Source organism: Puia sp. P3, from assembly GCF_050632245.1.
Taxonomy (GTDB): Bacteria; Bacteroidota; Bacteroidia; order Chitinophagales; family Chitinophagaceae; genus Puia.
This window is the reverse complement of sequence record NZ_CP192583.1, coordinates 6,912,905-6,930,788: the sequence shown is the minus strand read 5'-3', so window position 1 is coordinate 6,930,788 and position 17,884 is coordinate 6,912,905. Positions and strand designations below refer to the sequence as shown.

Below are 17,884 nucleotides of genomic sequence, written 5' to 3'. Positions count from 1 at the left end.
GGGGTTGCTATACCATCTCGCTCATCCGCACCCGGTCGCCGAGCAGCGCGCCGGAGTGAAAGGCGGACGAGGGATCAACGCAAAGAACGGCCACCTTTTTCTGCTCCGAGACCAACTGGCGGATCAGCGCGTCGACCAGCGTACTCTTACCGGCGCCGGGCGGACCCGTGATGCCGATGACGCTGGATGCATCCGGCGACAGCCCCATCAGTTGCTTATGAAAATCACCGATACCGTTCTCAACAAACGATATCGCCCTCGCGAGAGCACGGAACTCGCCCCGCCGGACTGCAGACCATATGGCCAATTCATTTTCAGGCATAGGAATGCCCAAATTACTTACTTTTGGCGGAATGAAAATGTCGGTGATCATAACTTTGTATAAGAACATCCCGTTTGTGGACCTTATCCTGAAAGGCTTGAAAAGACAAACGCACAAGGATTTCGAAGTGATCATCGCAGAAGACGACAATGCTCCCGCCACCCTCGACTACCTGAAAGCCGTATCCGCGCAGATGCCTTATCCGATACTGCATATCAGCCACGAGGACCTTGGTTTCCGGAAGAATGTGATCCTCAACAAGGCCGTGGCTGCCGCGAGCGGCGAGTTCCTGATCTTTTTGGACGGGGACTGTATTCCCCATAGCCGGCTGGTAAAAGAATACCACAGACAGGCCGCAGGAGGTATCCTTTTTGCGGGGAGGAGGTTGCTGATGAGCGGCAGGCTGACGCAGCAGCTGCTCGACACAGGTGATTTCGGGCTGCTGTCGCTGGTCAACCAGGTCAGGTATGGATCTACGCGGCTGGAGGACGGCATTTATCTGCCGTTCTACAGGAAGTCGAAGAGCAACGGTCTCATGGGCTGCAACTGGGGCATACTTAAGAAACACATCGTTGACATCAACGGGTTCGACGAAGACTACACGTCGTATGGCGTAGGCGAGGACGTCGATATAGAGTGGCGGCTTCTCGGCAACGGCGCGCGACTCCGGTCGATGAAGCACCGGGCGATCGTCTATCATTTGTATCACCGGCCCAAACTCAACGAGGAAGAAGAGGCCGCAAACGCCAACTATGATATTATGAAAGCCAAACAGGCCCTCGGCAATACCCGGTGCATCAATGGCCTCGACAAGCATTTAAGAAAGCAATGAAAAGAACCTTTATTATCAGCCGGTCGGACGCGATCGGAGATGTCGTGCTTACACTGCCGGTCGCGGGGGTACTGAAGGAGCTGTATCCGGACGCGCGGATCCTCTTCCTGGGGCGAAGCTATACGGAAGACCTGATCAACAGTTGTGTGTACGTCGACGGGTTCCTCAACTGGGATGAATTGCACCAGCTGCCTGAAGAAGAGGCGGCAGTCAGACTGGCGGCCACGGGGGCCGATACGATCATTCACGTCTTTCCACGGCCGGAGATCGCAAGGCTGGCAAAGCTGGCGGGTATAAAACAACGCATCGGCACGACGAACCGCATCTACCACTGGACCTACTGCAACCGGCTGATCCCGCTGACGAGAAAACGGTCTTCGCTCCACGAGGCGCAGCTCAACCTCCGGCTGCTCACACTGCTGGGCGCCAAAGAACTCTATTCTCCGGAAGAGATCGGGCAATACTATGGTCTGAACAGACTGGTCCCGTTACCCGACCAGGTCGCGGATCAGCTGGACCCCGTCCGGTTCAATCTAATACTTCATCCCAAATCGCGGGGGCACGCGAGAGAATGGGGACTGGACCATTTTATCGGGCTGATCGACCTGCTTCCGCCCGGGCATTTTAAGATCTTTGTCACGGGTACAGCCGCCGAAGGCCAACTCCTGGAGCCGTTGCTTCGGGCCTGCCCATCGGTCACCGATATGACCGGCCGGCTCAGCCTGGCTGAACTGATGGCCTTTATCGCCCGGGCAGACGGACTGATGGCGGCTAGCACCGGCCCCCTTCATCTGGCTGCTGCGCTGGGCATCTACGCCGTCGGCATCTTCCCGCCTCTTCGCCCCATACATCCCGGACGCTGGGCGCCGATCGGACCCCGCGCGAGCGTGCTCGTAAAAGATATTGCCTGCAACGCCTGCAGAAAAACGATGAACTGCACCTGTATCCGCGATATCCTCCCCGCGCAGGCCAAAGAAGTTTGGTTATCGCGGCTGACGGATATAGCTAACCCCCTTCAGCGGCGGGACAGGTCCTGAAAAAAACCTAGTTTTGTAGTTATGACGAATTTCATTCCTGTTTTTCCCCTGAGCATAGTAGTATTTCCGGGAGAGATGGTGAACCTGCATATATTTGAACCGCGTTATAAACAACTTGTCAATGAATGTCATGCAGAGGGGAAACCTTTCGGCATCCCGACGGTGATCGATAACAGGTTGAATGAGATGGGGACACTGGTGAGAATTACCGAGCTGGTGAAGGTATACGACAACGGCGAAATGGATATCAGGACACAGGGCATGCGCGTATTCCGCGTGCTCGAATTGATCAAGACCGTCCCGGACAAGCTGTTCAGCGGCGCTATCGTCAACTATCCCGACAATATCGAAGGGCCGGGCAAGCGGGACCTGATGAACAAGGTCATCATCGCCGTACGCGAGCTGCACCGGCTGCTGAACATATCCAAGGACTTTCACAAGCCCGACGAAGAGCTCGCGACCTACGATATCGCCCATCACGCAGGGCTGACCCTCGAACAGGAATACGAGCTGCTGGGACTGCTTCAGGAAGTGCAGCGGCAGGAATATCTCAAACGGCACCTGGGAAAAGTGCTGCCCGTGATCGCCGAGATGGAGACGCTGAAGGAAAGGGTGAAATTGAACGGCCATTTCAAAAACCTCTCCTCATTCAAATTTGAAGACTAGACATGCCTACGACCCTCTGTTTTGACTTTGGCAACACCCGGAAGAAATGCGCCGTATTCGTAGATGGGAATTTCACAAAAGAACTCGTGCTGGAAGACGACGGCCACGAGACCATCGGTCGGCTGATCGCAGCCTGGCGACCCGACAGGTCCATCCTGTCTTCAGTAATTGAACACGATCCGGAAATGGAAGAGCTGCTGAAAAAGTCCACCCATTTTCACAGACTGGGTCATCTTTCGCGGCTGCCGGTAACCACACCCGTCGGTAAACCGGAAACTATCGGTGCAGACAGGCTCGCCCTCGCCGCCGCCGCGGTTACGCTTTTCCCCGGTAAAAACAACCTGGTGATCGGTCTGGGGTCCGCCATTACGTATAATTTTGTCAACAAATACGGCGAATTCATCGGCGGCGGCATCTCCCCGGCATGGAAATGCGGTTCAAATCCCTGAACGCATTTACGGCAAAACTCCCGCTGGTAAAGGCCGACTGGAACTTCCCCTGGCCGGCTATGACACCCGGACGAATATCCTCAGCGGCGTTATTCTGGGGATGGCGAAGGAGATCGACGGGATCATTGAGGCTTACGGGGAGAAATACGACAATTTTAACGTGCTCTTAAGCGGCGGAGACTCGGCTTATTTTTCCCGCCACCTGAAAAAGAAGATATTTGCAGACCCGTTCTTAATCTATAAAGGCCTATATGCCATCAGTGAGATCAACTAAAAAAATATTCGTCCTGCTGGGGGTCTTCGGTCTCTTTTTTGCCGCTTGCGATAAGAAAAAAGAAAAGGAGGTTACCCTCCCCCGGCAGATCGTGCCGGAGGAGGCGACGAATATAGAAGGTTTGCTGAGCGAGCCGAACAATGACTCGACCGGAAAGCTCGATGCAAAGGTCAAAGGCAAGCTGACCGCGCCGTTCATGCTCCGATATCAGCGTACGGACTCGCCCTATGCCGAATTCCCACGGACCCTGCACGTGGATTTCTATAATGCTGCGATGCAGGTGGAGAGCCAGCTGGACGCCCTATATGGCAAATACCTGCAGAACCAGGAAAAGGTCTTTCTCCGGGACTCCGTAGTCGTAAAGAACATCCAGAAAGGCGACACCGTGCGCTGTCAGGAGTTGTGGTGGGACCAGCATACAGAGCGGTTTACGACCGACAAGCCGGTACGTATCTATACTAAGGACAAGATCCTGTTCGGCACCGGGATGGAAGCGGACCAGAACTTCCGCTGGTACACCATCCGCAAGCTGACGGGTACCGTACTGACAGCGGGGAATAATATTCCGAAATAAGGGCCACCCTAAGTAAATTATGAGCCTGCCGCGCGGGCGACCCGCGGGAAGCGAGTCGTAAATTCAAGCTAAAAAATATGGAATATCGTCGTTTAGGAAGATCGGGACTACAGCTGAGCGTACTCTCTTATGGGAGCTGGGTGACATTTCACGGCCAGATCGAGGACAAGCACGCCGACGAACTGATGGGCATTGCCTATGACAGGGGGATCAATTTCTTTGACAATGCCGAGACCTATGCCGACGGCGAGAGCGAACTCATGATGGGCCGGGTTCTGAAGAAGAAGGGCTGGGACCGTACGTCATATGTGCTTTCGTCCAAGGCCTATTTCGGTTCCCGGAAAAAGCTGCTGCCCAACCAGACCGGACTTAGCCGCAAGCATCTGGTGGAAGCCTGCAACGAGGCGCTGCAGCGCCTTCAGACGGACTACATCGACCTTTACTACTGTCACCGCCCCGACGCCAACGTGCCGATGGAGGAAGCTGGTCTGGACGATGCACAATCTGATTCAGCAGGGAAAGGTGCTCTACTGGGGAACCAGTCAGTGGAGCGGCGCGGAGATCATGGAAGCGCACGCCGTGGCCCAGCGATACAGCCTGATAGCCCCGACGATGGAGCAGCCCCAGTACAATATGTTCGAGCGCTACAAGATGGAGCTGGACTATACCTCTATCTTCCGCAACGTCGGAATGGGTACAACCATCTTCAGTCCCTGGCGGCCGGCTTCCTTACCGGTAAATATCAGGGAGGGATACCCGAAGGTTCGAGACTGTCCCTGCCTGGCTTCGAGTGGCTGAAGAAGCGCTGGCTGCAGGAAGACAGGATCGGCAAGGTAGGACGCCTGACAAGTCTGGCCCAGCGGCTGGATTGTTCGCTGGCGGCGCTGGCGATCGCGTGGTGTATCAACAACAAGAACGTGACGAGCGCTATTGTCGGAGCGACGAAGAAGGAACAGCTGCTGGAAAATTTCAGAGCGCTGGACGTATTGCCGAAATTAACGCCCGCTGTATTGGAAGAAATTGAAGGGATACTGGAGAACAAGCCGTTCTGGGATAGCAACTAGCGACGAACCGACCAATTTTCCAATATGGTCGATAATATATAAACTACTGAAAAGGAGTCTCGTAAGAGGCTCCTTTGCCGTTTTCGGGCGGTCCCAAACCCGATACAATTATAAAATATTCAATTAAACGTTTGTTTAATTCAAACGTTTGTTTAACTTTGCCGGGTAATCAGGAGAAATCAATACATGTCAGATAAAAGAGAACATATTCTCACATCGGCGGAGAAGTTATTTGCAGAGAAGGGTTTTGATGGGACATCGGTCCGGGATATTGCTCAACTGGCAGGCGTCAACCTCGCAATGATCTCTTATTACTTTGGCTCGAAGGAAAAGTTACTGGAAGCCCTGATAGAATTTTCGCGCCATGTATGCCTATGGCATACTCGAAGAACTGAATAAAAATGAATCGCTAAGTCCTTGGGATAAGATAGACAGACTGGTAGAGTTTTATGTAGACCGGATATTAAACAACCTTCCTTTTCACAACATCATGTACCAGGAGTCCGCGACGAACTATAGATCGGATGAGATAAAAAACAAGGTGATTACGATCAAGATGCGCAATTTGGATCAGATAACGAAGATCATAGCGGACGGACAGCAGAAAAAGCTGTTTCGGCAGGTGGATATCCCCATGACGGTGGGAACCATCATGGGGACCATCTCCTCCTATACCCAATCCCGATCTTACAGCTGCCTGATTCTTGCCTTACAGGAAAATGTCAACGACGAAACATACCGTCAGAGACTCGCCGTCCGTCTCAAATCGCACCTCAAGCAACTGCTTAGGGCCCACCTGGACATCAGGAACGAGGTCGACCCTCAATAGGGAATGAGGTTTGCGATCACCCAACTTACGAACCGAAGAATTAAATAAAGCAAAAAATGGAAAAAAGGCTATTAGGAGTTCTATGCTTCTTACTTTTACTGTCTTTATCGCCGATGCCCAGACCAGGACGCTCAACCTGGACGAAGCGGTGCAGATGGGGATACAGAACAGCAAACAACTCAAGAGGTCACAGTATAAGATCGACGAAGCGCTGGCAAGATTTGATCAGGCCAAAGACCTGCGTCTGCCCGATGCAAAGGTCAGCTTTCAGTATTTGCACGCGCTGATGCTCTCCCGTCTGATAAACATTCCCGGCGTGACCAAAGACCCGGTCAAGATACCGTTTGACTTCCCCGCCTATGTGGGAACCTTGTCGGTGAGCGAACCGATCTTTAACGGTAACCAGTTTAAGTATGCGCGGCAGTCGGCGGACCTGCTGGTGCAGATGAACAGACTGGATGCGGACAAGGACAAGGAAGACATCATCTGGCTGGTGATCAATTCCTATCTCAACTACGACAAGATCCTCGAAAACCAGCTGATCGTTGCGCAGAATATGCAGGACGTACAGAGCAAGCTGGAGGAGATCACGAAATACGAGTCCCGTGGTCTTGCCACGCAGAACGACGTGCTGCGCTATCAGCTGCAGAAGTCGCAGATCCTGCTGACCGAGGTCGAGCTGGAGAACAACAGAAAAATTGCCAACTACAACATGAACGTGCTGCTGGGTCTTCCCGATTCTACGCAGATCATTCTTCCGAAGCTGGACTACAAGGTGAACGAGACCTTTGTCTATACGGACCTGGTTCAGCAGGCTGAGACCAACCGGCGCGAACTGCAGGACCTCGGCTATCAGTCGAAGATCGCCGACATCAACGTAAAGAAGATCCACGACCAGCGGCTGCCGACGGTTGCGGCCCTGCCGGAGCCTATTACATCAACCCGACCGGTCAGGTGATCCCGACGAATAACAACCTCATCGCCCCTATCACCCTCGGCATCGGAGCCTCATGGGATATCGGTACACTGTATAAGAATAAGAACAAGGAGCGCGAGGCTTCCCTGCAGCGGAAGGAGCTGAATACGGCCAAAGACCAGGCGATGGACGATATCCATCAGGACGTTCACCGGCAGTTCATGCTCTATCAAACGGCGCTGGAAAAGATAAAGATCCTCCAGGTAGCCGTGGATCAGGCGACGGAGAACGAGCGGATAACGGAATCGAAGTTCAGGAACAACCTGGTCAACACGACCGATCGTATCGACGCACAGACCCAGCTGTATCAGGCGAGGGTCAACCTTGAACTGGCCAAGTCGGACGCTACTATTTCCTATTACGACGTCCTGAGGTCAACCGGAAAAATTCATCTCTAAATTCTAAATCGCATTTGTAAATTATATGGAACAGAATAACACTCCGAAAAAAGGTCGCAAAAAGCTGGTTTTCCCCATCATCCTCTCGCTGGTGCTGGTGGGCGCTTTGATCTTTACCGTAAAGGAATATTTGTATTACCAGAGCCACGAGACGACGGATAACGCCCAGGTGGATGCGGACATCAGCCCTGTGGTTGCGCGTGTCGGCGGATACGTAAAGGAGATCCGGTTTCAGGACAACCAGCTGGTCCACGAGGGCGATACCCTTGTCGTACTGGATGACAGGGACTATCAGGTAAAGCTGCAGCAGGCCACCGCGGCGCTGTCCTCCAGCCGCCAGAACGTGGACGTGTCGCAGTATCAGGTGGACGAGGCAAAGACCAGCATCGCCACGGCCCAGGCCAACGTCGCTGCTGCGAAGGTCCGGGTATGGAAGGCGGGCGAGGACTACACCCGTTATGAAAATCTCTATAATGACCACGCCATCACCAAGGCGCAGTTCGACGATGCGAAGGCGGAAAAGGAATCTGCCGAGGCTGCCCTAACAATAGCACAGAGCCAGGTGCCTACACAGGCACGCAGGGTCAGCACCAACGAGAAGCAGGTAGGCGCCACGGCCAGCAATATCGCATCCCGCCAGGCGGACGTAGATTTTGCAAAGCTGCAGCTGTCCTATACGGTGATCACCGCTCCCGCGACCGGGGTCGTTTCCAAACGTAATATCCAGCTGGGTCAGCTGGTACAGGCCGGTCAGACGCTGTTCGCCGTCGTCAACGACAAAGGCATTTATATAACCGCCAATTTCAAGGAGACGCAGCTGGAAAAACTGCGGATCGGCGAGAAGGTCGACGTTACGGCGGACGCCTTTCCCGACAGCGCGTTCCAGGGTTCGATCGAGTCGTTCTCGGGTGCCACCGGCGCCAAGTTCTCCCTGCTGCCTCCCGACAATGCAACGGGCAACTTCGTAAAGGTCGTACAGCGCGTGCCGGTGAGGATAAAGATCGAAGCCGACTCCTCCTTTATCCGCAGGAACCTGCGTCCGGGGATGAGCGTATTCGTAGTCGTACATACTAAATAAAAATATTCATCATGGCAGAACATGGCTTTAGAAAATGGATCATCACGATCACGGTGATCGTCGCCTCCCTGCTTGAGCTGATCGATACGACGATCGTGAATGTGGCCCTGCCGCAGATCATGGGCAACCTGGGAGCGACCCTGGATGACGCGGGCTGGATCGTGACCGGATATGCCGTGGCCAACGTGATCGTACTCCCTATGTCGGGCTGGCTTGGCGACAGGTTCGGCCGGAAGAACTACTTTATAACTTCCATCCTTGCATTTACACTGTTCTCTTTCCTCTGCGGTAATGCGCATAGCCTGACCGAGCTGGTGGCGTTCCGCCTGCTACAGGGGCTGGCCGGCGGCGGCTTGCTGTCTACGGCTCAGGCGATCCTGATGGAGACCTGGCCGAGAGAAGAGATCGGGATGGCGACGGCCCTCTTCGGTATGGGTGCGGTCGTTGGTCCGACGGTAGGTCCTACCATCGGCGGATATATCACCGACCACTATTCCCGGCCCTGGATCTTTTATGTAAACATACCCGTGGGTGCGATCGCCGCTTTTTGTGTGTCGGTCTTTGTACGGGAATCCCCGAAATACGCGAAAGGCAAGCCCGTCGACTGGTGGGGCATTCTATTTCTCGCCATTGGCGTGGGTAGTCTGCAGGTGGTGCTGGAAAAGGGCGAGAGTGAGGACTGGTTTTCGAAGACCTATATTACGGTGCTGGCCTTTACGACGGTAGTCGCAGCCATACTGTTCATCTGGCGCGAGCTGAGTACGGATCACCCGGTGGTCAATTTCCGGATCCTCAAGAACCGAAGTTTTGCGGTCGGGATCGTCACTTCGTTCGTCCTGGGTTTTGCGCTATACGGATCGGTCTTCATATTCCCGGTATTTTGTCAGAACCTTTTGGGTTTTTCGGCCCAGCAGACGGGGGAACTGCTGTTCCCCGGCGGGATGGCGACCATTTGTATGATGCCATTCGTGGGAGCGATGCTGAAAAGAGGCGTGCCCGGGCAGCTGATGGCCACCGGAGGGTTCTTCCTGTTCTTTGTGTTTACGTGGATGCTGTCCAACTCGACGCTGGAGTCGGGAGTGAGCGATTTCTTCTGGCCGCTGATCGTTCGTGGTGTCGGGATGTCGATCCTCTTCGTTCCGCTGACGACGCTGGCCATCCAGGACCTGAAGGGCCCCGAGATAGGACAGGGTACGGGTCTGAACAATATGATGCGTCAGCTGGGCGGGTCCTTTGGTATCGCCATACTGACCACGCTGATCCACATCAAATCGGGGATCGTCCGGAGCGATCTGGTCTCATATATCAGCGACTATAATTCGGCCGCAGTAGCGCGCAAGGCTCAGATGATACAGGCTTTTACGGCCAAAGGATATAGCCTGTTCGACGCTACGAGGATGGCGAACCAGGCGCTCGAGGGGACGGTTATCCGGCAGACCCTGCTGGTCACCTATGATAATTTATACCTGATCATTGGGGTATTCGTGTTGTGCTGTATACCGATAGTGTATCTGCAGAAATTCAAGAAGACGCCTACGGCGATGCCGGCGGATGCGCACTAGTGCGCGGGCCGGCAGCCGACCCCGGGGCAACTCCCGGGGCGCGGTTAGCGGCCAGTGGCGCGGTTAGCAGCCCGGGGCGCAGTTCACATTCCGCGGTTCACATTCTGGTTCACGCCGCGGCCCAACAAAATAGTTAGGAAAGGAAATAACCATTAGACAGGAAACCAAACCAACAGCTCAAACCACAGGAGTCCATGCAACAAAAAGCCCCGGTTTTATCCGGGGCTTTTCAATTACTTGTACGATACTTAACCAACAATTCACGGCCATCAATAGGTACAAATTTTAAATCGGCTTGTTCTTAGGATTTGGATGCTTGGACTTGGATTTTGGATTTACAGAATAAGTTTGATCGATTAAGGATTCAGGGCTTTTCTTTGGATTTTTGGTTGCTTTGGTTTTTAAAGGATCTTAGATCAAAACGGGTTTTTTCTTCGGATTTGGATTGGTTTTTCTTTGGATTTTCATTCATTCATTGGACGGTTCTTTCTTCGGACATTGGACTTGGAATCGCTTATCAAATCATACTTAACAATACAAACATACAATTGGAAATCAATCAATACAAGAGAGAAAATGCTATATTTCTGGACTGCTGATTTTACGGTGCATTTCGTAGAAATACGAAGAAATCCGAAAGTAGTATCCGGGAAGCCATGAGTTTGAATGAAATATGCTATATTACCGGAATCTTAATATTCTATCCGATGAAGTCATTTGAAAACAAGACAGTGCTTATTTCGGGGGGAACGAGGGGTATCGGCAAGGCGATTGCCATTCGGCTGGCCGCAGCGGGCGCGAATATAGCCATCGCGGGCAAGACGGATGAGCCCAATCCCAAGCTGGAGGGGACGATCTATACGGCAGCCGAAGAGATTGCGGCGGCCGGCGGAGGCAAGGTCCTGCCGATAAAGGGGGATATCCGCTTCGAGGAAAGCATCCATAATATTGTCAACCAGACGGTTAATACATTCGGGGGCATCGATATCCTGGTAAATAACGCCAGCGCGGTCAATATATCCCCTACCGAGCAGGTAGAGCCCAAACGCTGGGACCTCATGCACGATATAAATGTCAGGGGCACTTTTTTTATGAGCCAGGCCTGTATCCCCTATCTGAAGCAGGCGCACAACCCCCATATCCTCAATCTTTCGCCACCCCTCAACCTGGACCCACGCTGGTTTGCCCCTCATCTGGCGTATACCATCAGCAAATATGGAATGAGCATGATCGTGCTCGGTCTGGCCGAGGAGTTGAAACAGTACCGGATAGCGGCGAATGCCCTGTGGCCCCGGACGACTATCGCCACCGCGGCGGTTAGGAATTTGCTGGGCGGGGATTTTCTGATGCAACGCAGTCGCACACCCGATATCGTGGCCGACGCAGCCTACTATATATTACAAAAACCTTCTTTTGAAGCGACAGGCAATTTTTATATAGACGAGGACGTTCTACAGCAGGAAGGGATTTCCGATTTTGGCAAGTATGCCATCAATCCCGACCACAAGCTGATGAATGACCTGTTTTTGTAACACAGCCACGTCAAACGCTTTTCATTTTAATCCTTTTGGGTAAAAGGCAACATCGTCCTCCCGCTTAGAGCGGGAGGTTTTTTGTTGGTGGTACCGCTCGCGGCAGCAACCGCTGAGCTCAGTGGGCCCCGTGGCGGGCCGGTTCACGCGGGGACGGGGATTACAGTTCACATGGGGACGGTTCACGCTGGATAAGGGACCGTCAGCGTCGTTGCCGGCTGGTTCACGCACGGACAGCGGCCGGAGGGGCGTGGTTCACGCCGGCTGAGCCATAGATATCCTGGCTGGCCGACTGGCTGGCTTCAGGGAGGACAGGCCGTGTACTAATTCAATACTGTTGGCCGGGGTATGACCGGCATCGATAAGGTCGGGTGGCTAACCGCTGACAACAGAGCCCCTACCAGCCACCAGCAGCGCAGCGGCAGCCAGTCCGGTATCCTTTATCATGTTAACCATTGGAAACCTGCGCGCGCTCATGTCCGGCGCATTGAGGACCGCGGGCAGGTGAACTGTGACAACAATCAGCAACAGAAAAAGCGCCAGTAAAAGTCCTGCAAGACGGGTCTGTCTGTTGATAAGAAAAGCGATGGCTGCCAAAAGCATGCAGCATCCTGTAATATAGACCCAGACAACGCCGCCAGGGAGGAAGGACGGAACCATTTTCGCCATACCGGTGCCTTGCATAAAATGATTGACACCGAAGAATCCAATAACGAGGGCATAGAAAATAGTTCCAATCTTGGTGATCGTGGTATTATCCATACGGCAATCGTTTTTAGCTACTCCCAATTTAACGAAATTTCAGGAAACTCCCCTTAGAATCTTTGCACAGGGTTACGCGACGACGTTAGGTCATCCGTGGGACACCCAGGCCCGTGAACCGCATGAAATACCCGCGGGGGAAGCTTTGATCGCTGGGAAAGGGTTTGATCGTAGATTGGGCGGGAGTGGAACTGGTCCGTGAATCGGGCGCAGCACACGCGGTCACGGGTTTCGGCCGCAGACCAGAGGTCCATCCCTTCGGCATTCCCGTACCCGGCTGCTCAACCTTTTTGTGGCCATCCTCCGGAAACTATTGACCCGGAGTCTCCGTTCCGGGGACAGACTCCGCGGATTTTTGCCCCGGCCATTACGTATTTTCAACGGACCCGGCCAGTCCGTCGGGACGGATTTCCGGTCTCATCTGCGGGAACAGAAGCACGTCCTGTATACTCGGCTGCCCCGTCATCAGCATACAGATCCGGTCGATACCAAATCCGATGCCGGCAGTCGGCGGCATGCCATATTCAAGGGCGCGCAGGAAATCATAGTCGATGAACATCGCCTCGTCGTCGCCGCGCTGCATTAGCTGCAGTTGAGCCTCGAAGCGCTCGCGCTGGTCGATGGGGTCGTTGAGTTCGCTGTACGCGTTGGCAATTTCCTTACCATTGACCATAAGCTCGAACCGCTCTACAAGCCCCGGAGTGGTCCGGTGTTTCTTCGTCAGGGGACTCATCTCGACGGGGTAGTCGACGATAAAGGTCGGCTGGATGAAATGCTCTTCGCATTTGGAACTGAAGATCTCGTCGATCAGCTTGCCCTTGCCCATCGATGGCTCCACGTGGATGCTCAGCTTATGGCACACTTCCCGCAGCGCGGCTTCGTCCATGCCGCTGATGTCGAAGCCGGTGTATTCCTTTATCGCGTCGTACATCGTTATCCGGCGATAGGGCGCCTTAAAGTCGATCTCTTTTCCCTCTACCGTCACTATGCTGGTACCATTGGTGGCGATCGCCGTGCGCTCGAGCAGGGCTTCGGTCGTCTCCATCATCCACAGATAGTCTTTGTACGCCACATAAAATTCCAGCACGGTAAACTCCGGGTTATGGGTACGGTCCATGCCCTCGTTACGGAAATTGCGGCTGAATTCATAGACCCAGTCAAACCCGCCGACGATCAGCCTTTTCAGATAGAGCTCGTTGGCGATGCGGAGGTATAGCGGCATGTCGAGCGCATTGTGATGCGTGATGAAGGGCCTCGCCGCGGCGCCCCCGGGTATGCTCTGGAGCACGGGGGTATCTACCTCGATCGCACCCTGCTCGTTGAGGAAGCTGCGCATCGCATTGATCATCTTCGTCCGGCGCACAAAAACGTCCTTCACCTGAGGGTTGATCACAAGATCGGCATAGCGTTGCCGGTAGCGGAACTCCGGATCGGTGACGGTGTCGAAGGTCTCACCTTCCTTCTCCTTCGGTACGGGCAGCGGTTTGAGTGATTTTGTCAGGAGGGTAAACTCCTTTACGTGTATGGATATCTCCCCCATCTTGGTGGTGAATACAAAACCTTTTACGCCGACAATGTCGCCGAGGTCGAGCAGGTGTTTCCAGACCTTGTCATAAAGTTTCTTGTCCTCTCCGGGGCAGATCTCATCCCGTTTGATATACATCTGTATCCTGCCGGTGCTGTCCTGCAGGTCGGCAAACGAGGCTTTTCCCATATCGCGGCTCCTCACAATGCGGCCCGCGAGGGTGACATCAGCGAAGTCGGCGTTATTCTGGCCTTCTTTATAGTTCTCCTTAATATAGGCCGCGGTTATACTGACGGGAAATAAAGGCGCGGGATATGCGTCGATACCCAATTGGTTCAGCTCCGCCAGTTTGTCCCGGCGGATGAGCTCCTGTTCTGATAAATGTGATGTGCTCATAAAACGATTCAAAAAGTACGCGAAGATAGGGCATCCGGTGAGAGGGACCAAGTGTGAACCGCGCGAATGCCCGGATGCGGCGATTTGTCAACGGGAACAGGCGGTCGGGCTCGCAAATGGGGCCGCGCCGGGTCCCGTCAATTCAGCGCAAGCAGCACCTGCCATGCTTCCGCCACCTTCCCCTCGTCCAGAAGCCGGGCGGCATAGGCATGCAGTTCTTTTTCCATTTCCTCCGGACTGACCGAATAGTACTGAAAGATCTGCCGGAGGCGGTCGTCTTCGAAGGAGGGGTCGACCGCGGGCATTTCATGCACATTAGCCAGCTGCCCCAGGTGGTTGCCGCTGAGGATCCGGCTGTTCCTGATCGGGTCGGGCAGCGCGTCCATACCGATGCCCAGGCGCGTATTCGGCTTTTGTACCAGAAAAAGGTTCTGTTCGCCCGTGTGGCAGTACCAGTCGCCGCCCAGGCGGGCTACCAGCCGGATCCGGCGCTGGTCGATGAATTTTTTATTGTCGTCGAGTATCGAAGGGTCGATATGCATGCGCAGGGCCTCGCAGAAGACCAGGTTGCCGGAACCGCCTTCTTCGCCCAGACTCTTCGTCTCCACCACCCGGCACTCGATCTTTATCTTACTCTCCTTCACCATCGGGGGCCTGACCAGCGTTGCCGGCTCTTCGGTGAACCCGGCCTTGGTAAATTCGTTGACTTCTTTGGGATAGTCGCAGCTCGACAGGCTGGTCTGCTGCACCATTGGAAGGTCGACGATATTGATCACCACCTCGGGAACCTCCTGTATGTTATGCCAGGTATGTTTGGTGCTGTTGTCGCGCACCCGGCGCGAGGGGGAAAAGATAAGGATGGGGGGCGTGGTGCCGAAGAGGTTAAAGAAACTAAAAGGGCTGAGGTTGACCCGCCCTTCCCCGTCGATGGTGCTGGCGAAGCAGATGGGGCGGGGCGCGACAGCGGACTGCAGATAGTGCTGTCGTTCGACGGGAGTCAGCGCTTTCAGGTCGATTTGCATGGCTGGTACTACCTTTTTTAATGGCCAGCAGCGATAGCTCGCTGTCTTCTTTTACCACCGTATTCCGCAGCAGGCCCAGTCCCTCCACTTCCATTTCGATGATATCGTTCTCTTTCAGCCACTGTTCGGTATAGCCGGGGTCGTTGAGTCTGCCGGTGCCGTTGAGCTCCAGAAAGCAGCCCGTACCTACTGTGCCGCTGCCGATGACGTCGCCAGGGTAGAGGTCGGCTCCATAGGATGCCCGCTCGATGATCTCGGCAAAGGTCCAGTCCATGTCGGAGAGGTTGCCGTCGCTGACAGGAATACCGTTGACGCTGCACTGCATCCGCAGATTCCAGTTCTTTCCGGTATGTCCCTCTTTACAGGGTACTTCGAAGGGCTCGAGCTCGTCAAGGGTGACGAGGGCCGGGCCGATGACAGTCGCAAAGTCTTTTCCCTTAGCGGGCCCCAGGTTGAGCAGCATTTCTTCCATCTGGAGGGTTCTGGCGCTCATGTCGTTCATGATCATCAGGCCTGCGATATAGTCGTCCGCTTCCGCCGCGCGGATGTTGCGCCCGTGACGGGATATGACGATCGCTACTTCAAGTTCGAAGTCCAGTCTGTCGAAGCTGGTCGGGCATGCAGCGGATATCGCCCGGACCCTGTATGCTGTGATGGTTGGTGAAGTAGAAGATGGGGTACTGGTCGAATTCCGGGAGCATGGGCACTTTCCGGTTGCGCCTTGCCGCTGCTACGTGCTGGCGGAAGGCATAGCCGTCGCGGCAGCGGGAGGAAACGGCACCGGGGCCAGCAGCTGCACGTCTTCCACTGGGGTACCCTTGCTGCGACCCATCCGGCCCTCGCGGATCGCCTGGTCTCCGGCGTGCAGTACCGGGATCATATCGTCCCAGTAATTGAGGACCATGTTGATCGTGTTGGGGAGGTCCGGATGGATCCGGTCGGCGTCATAAACCAAACCATCCACGAGCAAGGCCAGCTGCTCGTGCTCTTCTTTGAGATAGGAAACAATTTTCATGGTAATGTCGGACCACTCCATATCCGAAATGGAAGAACTCCATTTTTGGAGCGGCGCTCAAAGGTAAAGGAATATCTTTGGTAGATGAAGCAAATTGTATACGTCCTTCTGCTGGCGGGGTTTTGTCCCCGGATTGCTGCAGCTCAGTCGTCGGCCGGGCAGCCGACCTTAGCTCAGCCGACAGTCACGCAGGCGGCGGCCGCTCAGTCGCCGGTCGCGCGGCCGCGAACAGTTGCATCCCCTGGGGCTACCCCGGAAAAGACCGACCCTTTCCTGGTGGATCTTTTGCGTTCAAAGGCCTCCCCCTTTTTGCTGCGGGTGCTGAATAAGCCGGACTCCTTCCGGTACCAGCTGATCTACACGCGCATCGACCGCGACAAACACAACCGCCCAGGCTTCCACAACTATTACCTTCGCGTCAACCCACAGGAATATTTTAATCCTGCTTCGACGGTGAAGATGCCGCTGGCCTTTCTGGCGATGGAAAAAATAAATAGCCTTCACCGTTATGGCATCACCAGAGGCACCCCGATGCTGACAGATAGCTCATATAGCGGCCAGTCAGTGGCAATAAAAGATACCAGCGCGTCGGATAGCCTGCCCTCGGTGGCGCAGTACGTCCGAAAGATATTTTTGGTCAGCGACAACGACGCCTATAGCAGACTGTATGAATTTCTCGGACAGGAATGGATCAACAGGAGGCTCTGGCAGATGGGCTATCCCGATATCCGCATCACCCGCCGCTTTGTCCCCATGAATGAGGACGAGAACCGGCATACCAATCAGATCGATTTCGTGTCGGCGGGGAAGACCCTGTATACACAGCCTCCGGCCTACAGCACGGTGCCGTTCGACTTCAGCCACAAGGTGCTGATGGGGAACGGCCATCTGGACCGGCACGACTCCCTGATCAGGGAGCCGATGGACTTCACCACGCACAACAACTTTCCCCTCGAAGACGGTCAGCGGATCCTGCAGTCCGTTCTTTTCCCCGGATCGGTGCCAAAGAAACAGCAGTTCAACCTGCACGCGGATGACTATGCTTTCCTCTACCGCTATATGTCGGAATACCCGCACGAGTCGGAGCATCCGAAATACGATACCGGCGAATACTTCGACAGCTATACCAAGTTCTTTCTCTTCAAGTCCGGTCGCGGTCAGATACCTTCCTATATTCGCGTCTTTAATAAGCCTGGCTGGGCCTATGGTTTCCTGACGGACTATGCCTATATCGCCGACTTTAAAAACAACGTGGAGTTCATGCTCTCCGGCACGATCTACGTCAACAGCGATGGCGTCCTGAATGACGACAAATACGACTACGACGAGATCGGATATCCCTTTTTTAAGGAGGTGGGAGACATCATCTATCAGTACGAACTGGGAAGGAAAAGAGAGACCACCCCCGATCTGAAGAAGTTTCAGCTGCAGTACGGCCACGACAGCGGAGAATAGCACCGGGCCGGAAGGCCACAAGCGGCCGCCCGACGGAAAACGGGCTTCCCTATCAGTTCTTATCCATTGATAACCATGCTAATAAACCACCGCCGGATGCAGAATAGGCTTCGTGC

At 54.3% G+C, this 17,884-nt stretch carries 21 protein-coding genes and 2 pseudogenes; 16 read left to right on the top strand and 7 right to left on the bottom strand.

Annotation, left to right across the window (positions count from 1 at the left end):
* Positions 1-7: 7 nt before the first annotated feature.
* Positions 8-322 (bottom strand): ATP-binding protein, encoded by a 315-nt coding sequence (locus ACQ86N_RS43795; protein WP_431212546.1) that lies wholly within the window; start codon positions 320-322, stop codon positions 8-10.
* A gap of 4 nt (positions 323-326) precedes the next feature.
* On the opposite strand from ACQ86N_RS43795, the gene ACQ86N_RS43790 reads away from it, so the two are divergent.
* From ACQ86N_RS43790 to ACQ86N_RS43720, 15 genes and pseudogenes are all read left to right on the top strand, one after another.
* On the top strand, positions 327-1,154 hold the full coding sequence (locus tag ACQ86N_RS43790; RefSeq protein ID WP_431212545.1) for a glycosyltransferase: 828 nt from the start codon (positions 327-329) through the stop codon (positions 1,152-1,154).
* Complete coding sequence (locus ACQ86N_RS43785) at positions 1,151-2,191, top strand: glycosyltransferase family 9 protein (protein ID WP_431212544.1); 1,041 nt, start codon at positions 1,151-1,153, stop codon at positions 2,189-2,191. The genes ACQ86N_RS43790 and ACQ86N_RS43785 overlap by 4 nt, the downstream gene beginning before the upstream one ends.
* Positions 2,192-2,212: 21 nt before the next feature.
* Complete coding sequence (locus tag ACQ86N_RS43780; RefSeq protein WP_431212543.1) at positions 2,213-2,857, top strand: LON peptidase substrate-binding domain-containing protein; 645 nt, start codon at positions 2,213-2,215, stop codon at positions 2,855-2,857.
* 2 nt (positions 2,858-2,859) lie between these two features.
* On the top strand, positions 2,860-3,306 hold the full coding sequence (locus ACQ86N_RS43775; RefSeq protein WP_431212542.1) for a type III pantothenate kinase: 447 nt from the start codon (positions 2,860-2,862) through the stop codon (positions 3,304-3,306).
* Complete coding sequence (locus ACQ86N_RS43770) at positions 3,236-3,580, top strand: hypothetical protein (RefSeq protein WP_431218045.1); 345 nt, start codon at positions 3,236-3,238, stop codon at positions 3,578-3,580. The genes ACQ86N_RS43775 and ACQ86N_RS43770 overlap by 71 nt, the downstream gene beginning before the upstream one ends.
* Positions 3,567-4,154, top strand: coding sequence for an LPS export ABC transporter periplasmic protein LptC (lptC, locus tag ACQ86N_RS43765; RefSeq protein ID WP_431212541.1), 588 nt, complete (start codon positions 3,567-3,569; stop codon positions 4,152-4,154). Before ACQ86N_RS43770 ends, lptC begins: the two co-directional genes overlap by 14 nt.
* Positions 4,155-4,231: 77 nt before the next feature.
* A pseudogene (locus tag ACQ86N_RS43760) lies at positions 4,232-4,627 on the top strand (aldo/keto reductase); the annotation flags it as partial.
* 22 nt (positions 4,628-4,649) lie between these two features.
* A pseudogene (locus tag ACQ86N_RS43755) lies at positions 4,650-5,218 on the top strand (aldo/keto reductase).
* Between the two features lie 186 nt (positions 5,219-5,404).
* On the top strand, positions 5,405-5,617 hold the full coding sequence (locus ACQ86N_RS43750; protein WP_431212540.1) for a TetR family transcriptional regulator: 213 nt from the start codon (positions 5,405-5,407) through the stop codon (positions 5,615-5,617).
* The gene (locus tag ACQ86N_RS43745; protein ID WP_431212539.1) at positions 5,583-6,047 is read left to right on the top strand and encodes a hypothetical protein; all 465 of its coding nucleotides are present in this window, start codon (positions 5,583-5,585) and stop codon (positions 6,045-6,047) included. The genes ACQ86N_RS43750 and ACQ86N_RS43745 overlap by 35 nt, the downstream gene beginning before the upstream one ends.
* A gap of 82 nt (positions 6,048-6,129) precedes the next feature.
* The gene (locus ACQ86N_RS43740; RefSeq protein WP_431212538.1) at positions 6,130-7,005 is read left to right on the top strand and encodes a TolC family protein; all 876 of its coding nucleotides are present in this window, start codon (positions 6,130-6,132) and stop codon (positions 7,003-7,005) included.
* Positions 7,002-7,421: a TolC family protein gene (locus ACQ86N_RS43735; RefSeq protein ID WP_431212537.1), complete on the top strand. Its 420-nt coding sequence runs from the start codon at positions 7,002-7,004 to the stop codon at positions 7,419-7,421. The genes ACQ86N_RS43740 and ACQ86N_RS43735 overlap by 4 nt, the downstream gene beginning before the upstream one ends.
* A gap of 25 nt (positions 7,422-7,446) precedes the next feature.
* A complete protein-coding gene (locus ACQ86N_RS43730) occupies positions 7,447-8,499 on the top strand; it encodes an HlyD family secretion protein (protein ID WP_431212536.1) in 1,053 nt (350 codons plus the stop codon).
* Positions 8,500-8,510: 11 nt separating this feature from the next.
* The gene (locus ACQ86N_RS43725; protein WP_431212535.1) at positions 8,511-10,061 is read left to right on the top strand and encodes a DHA2 family efflux MFS transporter permease subunit; all 1,551 of its coding nucleotides are present in this window, start codon (positions 8,511-8,513) and stop codon (positions 10,059-10,061) included.
* A 707-nt stretch (positions 10,062-10,768) separates the two neighbouring features.
* Positions 10,769-11,593 carry an SDR family oxidoreductase gene (locus ACQ86N_RS43720; RefSeq protein WP_431212534.1) on the top strand — a complete coding sequence of 275 codons (825 nt, stop codon included), beginning with the start codon at positions 10,769-10,771 and terminating at the stop codon, positions 11,591-11,593.
* Positions 11,594-11,968: 375 nt separating this feature from the next.
* Here the strand turns inward: ACQ86N_RS43720 and ACQ86N_RS43715 are convergent, their stop codons facing one another.
* The 6 genes from ACQ86N_RS43715 to ACQ86N_RS43690 form a co-directional block, all read right to left on the bottom strand.
* Entirely contained in the window at positions 11,969-12,355 is a 387-nt protein-coding gene (locus ACQ86N_RS43715) for a DoxX family membrane protein (protein WP_431212533.1), read from the bottom strand.
* A 367-nt stretch (positions 12,356-12,722) separates the two neighbouring features.
* Complete coding sequence (lysS, locus tag ACQ86N_RS43710; RefSeq protein WP_431212532.1) at positions 12,723-14,276, bottom strand: lysine--tRNA ligase; 1,554 nt, start codon at positions 14,274-14,276, stop codon at positions 12,723-12,725.
* Between the two features lie 137 nt (positions 14,277-14,413).
* On the bottom strand, positions 14,414-15,250 hold the full coding sequence (locus ACQ86N_RS43705; RefSeq protein WP_431217839.1) for a flavin reductase family protein: 837 nt from the start codon (positions 15,248-15,250) through the stop codon (positions 14,414-14,416).
* Complete coding sequence (locus tag ACQ86N_RS43700; RefSeq protein ID WP_431217838.1) at positions 15,168-15,866, bottom strand: fumarylacetoacetate hydrolase family protein; 699 nt, start codon at positions 15,864-15,866, stop codon at positions 15,168-15,170. Before ACQ86N_RS43700 ends, ACQ86N_RS43705 begins: the two co-directional genes overlap by 83 nt.
* A gap of 13 nt (positions 15,867-15,879) precedes the next feature.
* The gene (locus ACQ86N_RS43695) at positions 15,880-16,005 is read right to left on the bottom strand and encodes a hypothetical protein (protein WP_431212531.1); all 126 of its coding nucleotides are present in this window, start codon (positions 16,003-16,005) and stop codon (positions 15,880-15,882) included.
* Positions 16,006-16,028: 23 nt separating this feature from the next.
* Positions 16,029-16,313, bottom strand: coding sequence for a hypothetical protein (locus tag ACQ86N_RS43690; RefSeq protein ID WP_431212530.1), 285 nt, complete (start codon positions 16,311-16,313; stop codon positions 16,029-16,031).
* An 84-nt stretch (positions 16,314-16,397) separates the two neighbouring features.
* On the opposite strand from ACQ86N_RS43690, the gene ACQ86N_RS43685 reads away from it, so the two are divergent.
* The gene (locus ACQ86N_RS43685; RefSeq protein WP_431212529.1) at positions 16,398-17,768 is read left to right on the top strand and encodes a serine hydrolase; all 1,371 of its coding nucleotides are present in this window, start codon (positions 16,398-16,400) and stop codon (positions 17,766-17,768) included.
* Positions 17,769-17,884: the final 116 nt, after the last annotated feature.

What these genes read in the sequence shown, in the direction of transcription:
- ACQ86N_RS43750 (WP_431212540.1), top strand. Translation starts at nt 5,405, where the DNA reads ATGTCAGATAAAAGAGAACATATTCTCACATCGGCGGAGAAGTTATTT.
- ACQ86N_RS43740 (WP_431212538.1), top strand. Translation starts at nt 6,130, where the DNA reads ATGCTTCTTACTTTTACTGTCTTTATCGCCGATGCCCAGACCAGGACG.
- ACQ86N_RS43685 (WP_431212529.1), top strand. Translation starts at nt 16,398, where the DNA reads ATGAAGCAAATTGTATACGTCCTTCTGCTGGCGGGGTTTTGTCCCCGG.
- ACQ86N_RS43785 (WP_431212544.1), top strand. Translation starts at nt 1,151, where the DNA reads ATGAAAAGAACCTTTATTATCAGCCGGTCGGACGCGATCGGAGATGTC.
- lysS (WP_431212532.1), bottom strand. Translation starts at nt 14,276, where the DNA reads ATGAGCACATCACATTTATCAGAACAGGAGCTCATCCGCCGGGACAAA.
- ACQ86N_RS43715 (WP_431212533.1), bottom strand. Translation starts at nt 12,355, where the DNA reads ATGGATAATACCACGATCACCAAGATTGGAACTATTTTCTATGCCCTC.
- ACQ86N_RS43725 (WP_431212535.1), top strand. Translation starts at nt 8,511, where the DNA reads ATGGCAGAACATGGCTTTAGAAAATGGATCATCACGATCACGGTGATC.
- ACQ86N_RS43795 (WP_431212546.1), bottom strand. Translation starts at nt 322, where the DNA reads ATGCCTGAAAATGAATTGGCCATATGGTCTGCAGTCCGGCGGGGCGAG.
- ACQ86N_RS43720 (WP_431212534.1), top strand. Translation starts at nt 10,769, where the DNA reads ATGAAGTCATTTGAAAACAAGACAGTGCTTATTTCGGGGGGAACGAGG.
- ACQ86N_RS43775 (WP_431212542.1), top strand. Translation starts at nt 2,860, where the DNA reads ATGCCTACGACCCTCTGTTTTGACTTTGGCAACACCCGGAAGAAATGC.
- ACQ86N_RS43790 (WP_431212545.1), top strand. Translation starts at nt 327, where the DNA reads ATGCCCAAATTACTTACTTTTGGCGGAATGAAAATGTCGGTGATCATA.
- ACQ86N_RS43730 (WP_431212536.1), top strand. Translation starts at nt 7,447, where the DNA reads ATGGAACAGAATAACACTCCGAAAAAAGGTCGCAAAAAGCTGGTTTTC.
- ACQ86N_RS43745 (WP_431212539.1), top strand. Translation starts at nt 5,583, where the DNA reads ATGTATGCCTATGGCATACTCGAAGAACTGAATAAAAATGAATCGCTA.
- ACQ86N_RS43780 (WP_431212543.1), top strand. Translation starts at nt 2,213, where the DNA reads ATGACGAATTTCATTCCTGTTTTTCCCCTGAGCATAGTAGTATTTCCG.
- ACQ86N_RS43690 (WP_431212530.1), bottom strand. Translation starts at nt 16,313, where the DNA reads ATGAAAATTGTTTCCTATCTCAAAGAAGAGCACGAGCAGCTGGCCTTG.